This is a genomic window from Alteromonas sp. 14N.309.X.WAT.G.H12, assembly GCF_036697315.1.
Classification (GTDB): Bacteria; Pseudomonadota; Gammaproteobacteria; order Enterobacterales; family Alteromonadaceae; genus Alteromonas.
The window spans coordinates 1-10,616 of sequence record NZ_JBAHZB010000116.1; the positions used below are offsets into that span (position 1 = coordinate 1).

Below are 10,616 nucleotides of genomic sequence, written 5' to 3' on the forward strand. Positions count from 1 at the left end.
ATCAGGAAGTGTATAAGCACTTTCCGGGGGCTATGACCATTGCCGAAGAATCCACGTCCTTTCCTCAGGTATCAAAGCCGGTGTATGAAGGTGGACTGGGCTTTGGCTTTAAATGGAATATGGGTTGGATGCATGACACCTTGCATTATATTAGCAAGGATCCGGCGTATCGTAAGTATCATCATGGCGAAGTGACATTTAGCATGGTGTATGCGTTTGATGAGAATTTTGTGTTGCCAATTTCCCATGATGAAGTGGTGCACGGTAAAGGCAGTTTGATAGGGAAAATGCCCGGTGATGAATGGCAACAAGCGGCGAATTTACGCTGTTATGCCGCCTTTATGTACGGCCATCCGGGTAAAAAACTGAATTTTATGGGCAATGAAATTGGCCAGTTTAGAGAATGGGATCACGATAGTGAGCTCGACTGGTCATTGCTCGAGTATGAGAAACATAAAAAGATACAGACGCTGTATCGGGATTTAAACCATTTATACCGGTCAACTCCCGCATTGTATGAGTTAGATCATCATTATGAAGGCTTTAGCTGGATTGATCATAACTATGCGGAACTGAGTGTGTTGTCCTTTGTCAGAAAAGCCAAGAACCACAAGCAGCGGGTGATCGTGGTGTGTAATTTTACACCGACACCCCACAATCGCTTTCGGGTTGGCGTGGAAAAAGCCGGAGATTATTCTCTCATACTCAATACGGACGACAGTCAATATTGGGGGAGCGGGTATCCAATGCCAACAAGGGTAAGTGCAGAGAAAGTATCGTGGAATGATAAACCCTATTCCATTGAAATAGCCCTTCCTCCGCTTTCCACCGTGTATTGGATTGCCATATAGGAGCGACTTAAATCGTGCAGCAGGATTTTACAAATACTTGGCCGTTGGAAAAAGGTTTGGCGTCTCCTTTAGGCGCTACGCTTAACGCAGAAGGGTGTAATTTTGCGGTTTACTGCCCGGGTGCCACCGCTGTGATCCTTTGTCTTTATCAAAGTGATACAGAAGAGCCTTTGGTAGAACTCATACTTACCGCTAAAACCGGCGATATCTGGCATGGCTTTGTGCCAAAAATTAAAGAAGGTCAGCTGTACGGGTATCGGGTAGAGCGCAATGATGGTTTTATGCATATCAGTGCAACGGATAAATTACTGATTGATCCGTATGCGCAAAAGCTTAGCCGTCCTTTGCACTGGAATGCCCGCCAATATGAAAATGATTCCCATTTTATGATCCCCAAAGCCGTCGTGGTTGCCAAGACGGGGCCCTGTAAGGATAAAAGACCTAAATATCAGCCCCATGAACGCATTATTTACGAAGCCCATGTAAAAGGGTTAACCAAACTTCATCCTTATGTACCAGAAGAGGATCGAGGAACCTACGTGGGTGCCGCCCATGAAGCGGTGATTGAGCACTTGTTAAGCCTTGGGATCACATCGGTACAATTTATGCCCATTGCGGCTTTTATGCCTGAGCCTTACATTACTGAAAAGGGGTTAACAAACTACTGGGGCTACAACCCGGTTAATTTTTTTGCCCCTGAGCCCCGTTATGCCAAAGCAGACGCACTGGCCGAGGTAAAAGCCATGGTAGAGGCTTATCATGACGCTGGGCTCGAAGTCATTTTAGACGTGGTATACAACCATACGGCAGAAGGCGGCGATGGCGGCCCTGTCTTATCGTTTAAGGGCTTTTGTCCTCAACAGGCTTATTTGCTTGAACAAGCGCCGTCCGGGAAGTTGGTGTACAGCAATCATTCCGGTTGTGGTAATACGGTCAATACTGCCCAGCCGATGATGATGACGATGATCATGGATGCCATGCGTCATTGGGTTGTGGATATTGGCATCGATGGTTTTCGATTTGATTTGGCCGTGTGTTTAGGACGGGATCCCCAGCATTTTTCTTCTCAATCGGGCTTGATACGTGCCATTGGTCAAGATCCGGTGCTCAAAGACGTGGTTCTGATTGCCGAACCTTGGGATATTGGTCCTGGTGGCTATCAACTTGGCGCCTTTCCCGTGCCATGGTTGGAAACCAGTGATCGATATCGGGATACTGTGAGAGCCTATTGGCGTGGTGATCACGCATTTACTGCGGAATTTGCCACCCGACTGATGGGTTCAACGGATATCTTTCATAAAGGCATAAGACCCATTACCACATCGGTGAATAACATCACCTATCATGATGGTTTTACTTTACATGATCTGGTCAGTTATGCCGAACGGCATAACGAGGAAAACGGTGAAAATAATCGGGATGGTCATGGCCATAATTTATCGGCAAACTATGGCCATGAAGGGGAAACCAAAGACGAAGGAATTATCGCCCTTAGGGAGAAGCAGAAACGGAATATGTTTGTCACCTTGCTCTTGTCCCAGGGGACCCCGCACATCTTGGGGGGAGACGAACTGAGTCGGACGCAGCAAGGTAACAACAATGCCTATTGCCAGGATAACCCCATTAGTTGGTTTAACTGGGAACTCAATAAGCGGCAGACGGATTTTTTGCATTTTTGCCGATATGTTATTGAATTGCGTAAAAAGAGTGGGTTGTTGTCCCATCTACAAATGGAAGATGACACCTTCCAGCTGGATATTAATGTATCTGCCATCCGTTGGTATAAGCCCGATGGTCAGGATAAAGAATCTGAAGATTGGCAGTCGCCTAATAGTCAGACATTCGGCGTGGAAATACGAGGTATTGCCCAAGATGAAGGGGAAACAGAGCATTGGTTTATGTGTTTTAATGCCAGTGATCAAGATAGGCGTTTCAACCTACCGAGTCTTTCACCAAAAGGGGCATGGCAACTCATTATCGATACCCGTTATGGATCCTTGCAGGAACAACCTGAAATTTGTATTCAACGGGTGTTTTTACAAGCCGCAAAAAGTGTCGTGGTGTTCAAGTTTACCCAATGTTTGACTTAACAGGGTTTACTGGTGGTTAGCCGTTAAGCAAACAGTCAGGTTTGATGAAAAAATCGCTGAAAAATCGACACATGGATAGTGTTAGGAATAAACACGGGTGGTATCATCCGCAGCCATCTGTAACGTAAGGTGACGTCAATGTATAGAGAAGATGGAAAGCAAGCTGAATCGAAGTGTGATATCGGCTTTATCGGGTTAGGTGTAATGGGGGCAAACCTAACACTGAATCTGGTGGATCATGGCTATCGTGTAGCCTGTTTTGACCTCGACCAAGCCAAGGTCGACGGTATTATCGAAAAAGACGTTCAAGAACGGGGAGACCAAGCTGCCCGTGTTGAAGGATGTAGTTCGTACACCGAGTTACTAAGTAGACTCACATCGCCACGAATGATCATGTTGTCGGTCCCGGCGGGTGCGCCAGTGGATCATGTGTGTTCCCATCTCATCGATGCCGGTGTTCAGGCTGATGATATTGTGGTGGATACCGGAAACAGTTTGTGGACAGATTCTGTGGAGCGGGAAGAGCGCTATAAAAGTAAATTTATCTTCTTTTCCACTGCCGTGTCTGGTGGTGAAGTAGGGGCGCGCTTTGGGCCTTCCTTGATGCCTTCTGGTAACCCTTATGCTTGGACACGTATCGAGCCTGTCCTTAAAGCCATTGCGGCGAAAGTGGATGCCGATACAGGCTTGCCCATTGAATCCTTTGTTCCCGGTAAGCCGGTTTTAGAAGGGGAGCCTTGTGCAACCTATATTGGACCTGTTGGCGCGGGCCATTACGTGAAAATGGTACACAATGGTATTGAATATGCCGATATGCAGCTGATTTGTGAGACTTATCAAATCATGCGTACGGCGTTGAGTATGTCACCGTCGGAAATAGCGCAAATATTCAGACGGTGGAATGACGGTAAACTCAACAGTTATCTTATAGAGATCAGCGCTGAAGTCTTAGAACAGATGGATCCACAAACCGGTGCACCCTTGGTGGATGTGATTCTCGATAAAGCAGGTCAAAAGGGCACCGGACTGTGGACTGCAGTAAGTGCCCTGCAAGTCGGTAGTCCTGCCCAAACCATTACCGCAGCCGTGTTTGCCAGAAGTATTTCAAGTTTAAAAGAAGAGCGGGTGGCAGCCAGCGAAGTATTACAGGGGCCTGACGTTAAACCCCTGTCGGAAGAGGAAAAACGCAACACCATTAATCAGCTAGAGCATGCACTCTATTGCTCTAAAATTTGTGCCTATGCCCAAGGGTTTCAGCTTATGGCTGTTGCTTCTAAAGAGCACAAATGGGAACTGGATTTTGGCGGGATTGCCCGTATCTGGCGTGCAGGCTGTATTATTCGCGCTGTGTTTTTACAGTCTATTGCTAAAGCCTACGAGAATAATGAAGAGTTGGATAATTTATTACTTGATCCTTTTTTCTCCCAACAGATTACTGAATATCAATCGGATTGGCGCCAGTCTCTCGCTCAGGCAACGTTAGCGGGGATCCCCTGTCCGGCAATGATGTCTGCCCTTAGTTATTATGATGCTTATCGCACCGCAGTTTTACCGGCAAATTTGTTGCAGGGCCAGCGTGATTATTTTGGTGCCCATACCTATCAGCGGGTAGATAAACCGGCGGGTAAGAAGTTCCATTTAGACTGGAGCGATCCTGCTCGACCACAAATTGCGGTTAAAAAATAGAGGGTAAATAAAATGCCTAATTTTGCAGATTCAGATTGGAAAGCCTCCTTATCGGACGAAGAATACCGAGTGACTCGCCGTGGGGGCACAGAATCGCCTTATTCCGGGGCTTTACTCAATGAAAAACGTCCCGGTGAGTATATCTGCAAATGTTGTGGGTGTGTGTTATTTACGTCGGCGTCGAAATTTGACTCTGGTTGTGGCTGGCCCTCTTTTGACGCCCAAACCGAGGACAATAACGTCGGTTACCGTGAAGACAACACCTTTGGCATGAAGCGCGTTGAAATCTATTGTAAAAACTGTGATGCCCATCTTGGGCACGTTTTTGATGATGGTCCAACCCAAACCGGTCAGCGCTACTGTGTGAACTCTCTGTCTGTGTCTTTAAAAACGAAGGATGATGAGATCATTCCAGGGTAATGGAATAGTTTCACATCTGGTTAAAAAATGAACGCCGCGTGCCTTGCCCGCGGTGTTTTTTTGTTTGACGTCTGGCTATCTTCCCTGATTTTCATGCTATTTTCTGAAAGTTGTTTACAGATTGGTGGGTGAATAGGGAATAGGGGATCCTGCCGCTATACCTCGAGGTAATGACAAGCCACAGGTAGCTAGATAGGCTGCAAACACTGATGGTTCTTCTGTTACATCTTCGTATTCCCTTAATTTGTGGGGCATAAAGATTCACTCCCCGTTGAACACCTCACATGCAAACCGATCAATAAATTTAAAAAGTACGCTCGCTTTGGTGGAAAATTACTAAAGAAAGGGCGTTTTTTACGGTTTACCGCCATAAATAGAAATTTTTCAACAGTTTGGCCTTCATCATTCCTTTACATAGAATGGTGCGGTCCATGCAGAACACACGTTTTTTCACGGGTGTACCCTACACATTTATATTTGCTGCGTGGTTGAACAAAAACTTTTAGTCGACGAAGGCAAGGGCATGAATCAACAGTTTGAACAGGAATTGCAAGATAGCTGGCAAGAGCGTCAGGAATACGCAGAGATGATGCTACCGCTCATTGGTAAGCTTTATCGGAATCATTCGGTGGAAATTTCGGTTTACGGACACTCGCTTCTTGGCGCCAGTGTGATTGACATCGTGAAGGCGCATCGCAAGGTTCGTCTACATGAGGGAATAAAACTTCGTCTGCGTGAAAGCTTCCCAATCCTGGAAGCCTTGACCACCATGTCTCTTGCGCCAGCCCAGATCGATATAGGTAAACTGGCCTTTGACTTCCATTACGGCAGTGCCGTAGATAACAATGATTTAGACGCTTACTTGCGTGACAGTCTGTCATCTGTGGTGGATAAAGCCGACAGTCAAGCGCCACAAGATGTGGTGCTTTACGGATTTGGCCGTATAGGCCGTTTGTTAGCGCGATTGATGATTGAACGTCAAGGCCAGGCGAACAAATTACGCTTGCGGGCAATTGTGGTGCGTGGTGGAAAAGACGGTGATCTGGAAAAACGCGCCAGTTTACTAAGACGGGATTCCGTTCATGGACCGTTTAACGGTAGTATTACTGTGGATCACGAACGTCAGGCGATCAAAGCGAATGGTTCTTATATTCAGGTGATCTACGCAAACAGTCCTGACCAGGTGGATTATACCCAGTACGGTATCGAGAATGCGATTGTTGTGGACAATACCGGAATGTGGCGGGACAAAGAAGGCTTGGGTTTACACCTGCAAGCTAAAGGGGCGAGTAAAGCCCTGTTAACCGCGCCGGGTAAAGGGGATATTAAAAATGTGGTTCATGGTGTCAACAATGATGACATCTTGCCAAGTGATACTATCCTTTCTGCGGCCAGTTGTACCACAAACGCCATCACACCTGTATTAAAAGCCTTGGATGAAGAATACGGTATCGAGTCTGGTCATGTAGAGACAGTACATAGTTTCACCAATGACCAAAATCTTATCGATAATTATCATAAAGCGGATCGACGGGGTCGCAGTGCGCCACTAAACATGGTGATCACGGAAACCGGCGCGGCTAAAGCGGTGGCTAAGGCATATCCAAAGCTGGCGGGTAAATTAACGGGCAACGCGATTCGTGTACCAACGCCCAATGTGTCTTTGGCCATCCTTAATCTTAACCTTTCAACGTCAACAGATAAGCTGGCGGTGAATGAGTTCTTGCGCGATACCGCGCTGTTTTCTTCGTTACAACACCAGATAGATTACACCGCCAGTAAGGAAATTGTTTCCACTGACTTAGTGGGCTCACGGGCAGCCAGTGTGGTAGATTCTCAAGCGACCATTGTGGCTGACAACCGTCTCACGTTGTACGTCTGGTATGACAACGAATTTGGCTACAGCTGTCAGGTTATGCGGGTGGTTCGCGACATGGCTGGCGTTACTTTCCCAACGTTACCTGCATAGCAATTTTACCGCAGGTGTGTTTCCGGTGCAGATCTCTGTACCGGATTTTTCTTTATATGTACGTTTCTCGTCCACTTGAAGGCAGCAGTCATCGGTAAACATAGTATTTGGGTTTGTGTCTATGATAAATTACATTGCAAAAATACATAGGACACGACAGAAAAATGCATATTTCGAGTCAATTTGATAGCGGCAACATTACTGTTATCGACGCGACCTCTCCGGATAATATTACACTTCGCATCAACCAAGACAATCAGTCTGAATTCTACCAGTGGTTTCATTTCCGTCTTCATGGCGACGCTTTCACCACATACCATTTAACCTTGACAGAATTGGCTAAATCCGCTTATCCCCAAGGGTGGCAAGACTATAACGTGCTCGCATCTTATGATCGCAAAACTTGGTTTCGTGTAAGCAGTGCGTTTGATGGTGACAATTTACGCTTTTCCCTGACGTTGGAACAACCGGCGGTCTACTTTGCCTACTTTATTCCCTATAGCTACGAGCGCCATTTGGATCTTATCGGCGATATTCAAACGTCTTTACTTTGTGAGCATCGCTTGCTTGGACAAACTCTCGATGGCCGAGACATGAACATGCTGGTTATTGGCGAACCCTTGCCTAATAAGAAAAAAATCTGGATCACCGCACGGCAGCATCCAGGTGAAACAATGGCCCAATGGTGTGCCGAAGGCTTATTGTATCGATTATTAGATGAAGAAGATGGTTTAGCTCGCCAACTGCTCGACGACGCGGTTTTCTATGTGATCCCTAATATGAATCCAGATGGTGGGGCACGGGGACACCTTCGTACCAATGCGGTGGGAACCAACCTCAATCGGGAATGGGCATCGCCTAGCGCAGAAAAAAGCCCGGAAGTGTTATACGTATTAAATGCCATGAAAGAGATCGGGGTAGATATGTATCTCGATTTGCATGGCGATGAAGCCTTACCGTACAATTTCGTTGCTGGCAGTGAAGGCGTACCGGGTTATTCTGCTCGTTTAAAAAATTTAGAAGATACTTTCAAAGCGGCGTTGCTAACGGCGACGCCGGAATTTCAAGATCAATACGGGTATCCCAAAGATAAACCAAACAAAGCGAATCTCTCCGTCGCCTCCAATGCTGTGGCCTATCAATTTGATTGTTTGGCCTATACACTTGAAATGCCTTTTAAAGATAATAAAAATCTACCCGATCCGGTGTTCGGCTGGTCTGTTCAGCGCTGTCGCCAACTCGGTGAGGATTTACTGATTGCCATTCGTGCTGTAGTGTCATCACTACGCTAATAATAAAATAACAACAATATGTTGAGGGGATTAGAGCTTGGAAGGTTTATATCATTTTCTTGTGTCACTGGATGGCATGTTAGGGGGAGCGGGTTGGTTTCCGTTCGTGTTACTTGGGGTGGGATTATTCTTCACCATTTATCTTAAATTTCCACAAATCCGCTTTTTTAAACATGCGTGGTTGGTGGTAACGGGGAAATACGATAAAGAAGGGGAAGAGGGCGATACCACCCATTTTAGAGCCCTTACCACCGCCCTCTCTGGTACGGTAGGCACGGGTAATATCAGTGGTGTTGCTTTCGCGATCTTTCTTGGTGGTCCGGCGGCATTATTTTGGATGTGGGCCACGGCATTTTTGGGTATGACGACCAAATTTGTAGAAGTGACCTTGTCACACAAATACCGGGTTAAAACTGAAGACGGCACCATGGCCGGTGGGCCCATGTATTATATGGATCGCCGCCTAAACATGAAATGGTTAGCGGTTGCCTTTGCCATTGCCACAGTGATTAGTTCGTTTGGGACGGGTAACTTGCCCCAAAGTAACGGTATTGCCCAAAGTATTGAAGCAACATTTGGTATTGATCCGGTGATTGTGGGAAGCGTACTGGGTATTTTGCTGGCCTTGGTTATTTTGGGCGGTATTCAGCGTATTGCCGCATTTACCGCTAAAATTGTGCCCATTATGGCTGTGATTTACCTGATTGGGGCGCTGGCCGTTATTTTTGCCAATGCCGAAAATATTGGGCCATCATTTGCGGCTGTCATTGGCGATGCCTTTTCTGGTTCTGCCGCCGCCGGGGGCTTTTTAGGCGCTTCGTTAGCCTATGCCTTTAATCGGGGTGTAAACCGCGGGTTATTTTCAAACGAAGCCGGACAAGGCTCTGCACCTATTGCCCACGCTGCAGCGAAAACCAGCGAACCCGCATCTGAAGGTATGGTGTCTTTACTGGAACCTTTTATTGATACCATTCTTATTTGTACGGTAACTGGCTTGGTTATTCTGTCTTCAGGGGTGTGGAAAGAAAAACATGAAAATGTGTTTGATCGCTCCGACATGTATTTTGTACAGGGTGAATATAATGATAACAATAGTGCAGATACCCAGGCATTATACAAATACCTAAATGGCTTGGATGACAACGTAGTTGAACCTTATACCGGTTCAGTGTCGGTGGTAAACGGTACGGCAGTTAGCGACGGCTTTACACTGATCAATTCTCGTTCGGTGGCAGAAGATGTCACTTACTCCTTTGATGGTGATGATCCCTTTACCGGTACATTGCAAATTAAAGAGGGTAAGCCCGTCAAAGACAATGTGGTTATAGAAGGGAAGTCCCTGGTACATTCTGCAGCCCTTACCACAATCGCCTTTAACCGTGGTTATTTTGGTGATTATGGCCAGTATATTGTTTCCATTGGATTAATGTTGTTCGCGTTTTCCACAGCCATTGCTTGGTCTTATTACGGTGACAGGGCGATGACCTATTTATTAGGCCCCCGTTCGGTTATGCCTTATCGTGTGATCTATGTCGCTGGGTTCGTTTGGGCATCGTTTAGCGATACCACCTTAGTGTGGGCGCTATCGGCGGTGGCTATCGTGGTTATGACACTACCGAACCTGTTTGGTATAATCATGCTAAGCAAAGAAATGAAACAAACGGTGAATGAATATTGGGAAAAAGTCCGAAACGAAAAATAACGGGCTATTAAGGCCTGACGCTTAACCTGCGTTTGGCCTTAAAAAGGACACAGATGTGTCCTTTTTTATTATTTGATCTTCACCCATTTAAGTCTACCAAATTAACAGGAGCCCCAATGGCACTTATTGATTGTCCATCATGTAATAAGAAAATATCTGACAAAGCCCAGGAATGCCCCCATTGTCAGTTTAGAGTTGGGGATGCATCATCAGAAGATATTTTGCGTAAACAAAATCTGCAGCGTTACAAAAAGCAGCAACGTATTCAAAATCATTCGTTGTTAGCGGTATTACTTTTTGTTACCGGTTTTGGTTTTATGTATTGGGGCGGTACTCAACCCGGCGAATTGCAACATAACCTTGCTATTTTAGCCACCGTAATTGGGTTTTTGTGGTATGTTGTCAACCGTGTCAGACTTGTCATTATTAAACGATTTTCATCATGAATATAGATGCGTTATTAGCGGCGATGACGCCGGCGGTTTATGAGCGTTTGCGTCAAGCGGTAGAAACGGGTAAATGGCCCGATGGTACAGTGCTTTCGGAAGAACAACGTGAAAGTTCCATGCAAGCAGTGCTACTTTATCAGTCTAAAATCGAGAAATC

The 10,616-nt window shown here is 46.1% G+C and carries 9 protein-coding genes; all 9 read left to right on the top strand.

Features of this window, described 5'->3' with window-relative positions; all coding sequences use genetic code 11:
• Nucleotides 1-851 (top strand): alpha amylase C-terminal domain-containing protein (locus V5298_RS17915; RefSeq protein ID WP_332932799.1); only part of this gene is annotated, 851 nt, incomplete at its 5' end.
• A gap of 14 nt (nt 852-865) precedes the next feature.
• Nucleotides 866-2,941 (top strand): glycogen debranching protein GlgX, encoded by a 2,076-nt coding sequence (glgX, locus tag V5298_RS17920; protein WP_332932800.1) that lies wholly within the window; start codon nt 866-868, stop codon nt 2,939-2,941.
• A gap of 138 nt (nt 2,942-3,079) precedes the next feature.
• Entirely contained in the window at nt 3,080-4,627 is a 1,548-nt protein-coding gene (gndA, locus tag V5298_RS17925) for an NADP-dependent phosphogluconate dehydrogenase (RefSeq protein WP_332932801.1), read from the top strand.
• A 12-nt stretch (nt 4,628-4,639) separates the two neighbouring features.
• On the top strand, nt 4,640-5,047 hold the full coding sequence (msrB, locus tag V5298_RS17930; RefSeq protein WP_332932802.1) for a peptide-methionine (R)-S-oxide reductase MsrB: 408 nt from the start codon (nt 4,640-4,642) through the stop codon (nt 5,045-5,047).
• 523 nt (nt 5,048-5,570) lie between these two features.
• On the top strand, nt 5,571-7,016 hold the full coding sequence (locus tag V5298_RS17935; protein ID WP_332932803.1) for a glyceraldehyde-3-phosphate dehydrogenase: 1,446 nt from the start codon (nt 5,571-5,573) through the stop codon (nt 7,014-7,016).
• A gap of 164 nt (nt 7,017-7,180) precedes the next feature.
• On the top strand, nt 7,181-8,308 hold the full coding sequence (locus V5298_RS17940; protein WP_332932804.1) for a M14 family metallopeptidase: 1,128 nt from the start codon (nt 7,181-7,183) through the stop codon (nt 8,306-8,308).
• A 37-nt stretch (nt 8,309-8,345) separates the two neighbouring features.
• Nucleotides 8,346-10,010 (top strand): AGCS family amino acid carrier protein, encoded by a 1,665-nt coding sequence (locus tag V5298_RS17945; protein WP_332932805.1) that lies wholly within the window; start codon nt 8,346-8,348, stop codon nt 10,008-10,010.
• A gap of 116 nt (nt 10,011-10,126) precedes the next feature.
• Entirely contained in the window at nt 10,127-10,456 is a 330-nt protein-coding gene (locus V5298_RS17950; protein ID WP_332932806.1) for a hypothetical protein, read from the top strand.
• A partial coding sequence (locus V5298_RS17955; protein ID WP_332932807.1) for a YeaC family protein occupies nt 10,453-10,616 on the top strand: 164 nt, incomplete at its 3' end. The genes V5298_RS17950 and V5298_RS17955, both read left to right, overlap by 4 nt.

What these genes read in the sequence shown, in the direction of transcription:
- msrB (WP_332932802.1), top strand. Translation starts at nt 4,640, where the DNA reads ATGCCTAATTTTGCAGATTCAGATTGGAAAGCCTCCTTATCGGACGAA.
- V5298_RS17935 (WP_332932803.1), top strand. Translation starts at nt 5,571, where the DNA reads ATGAATCAACAGTTTGAACAGGAATTGCAAGATAGCTGGCAAGAGCGT.
- V5298_RS17950 (WP_332932806.1), top strand. Translation starts at nt 10,127, where the DNA reads ATGGCACTTATTGATTGTCCATCATGTAATAAGAAAATATCTGACAAA.
- gndA (WP_332932801.1), top strand. Translation starts at nt 3,080, where the DNA reads ATGTATAGAGAAGATGGAAAGCAAGCTGAATCGAAGTGTGATATCGGC.
- V5298_RS17940 (WP_332932804.1), top strand. Translation starts at nt 7,181, where the DNA reads ATGCATATTTCGAGTCAATTTGATAGCGGCAACATTACTGTTATCGAC.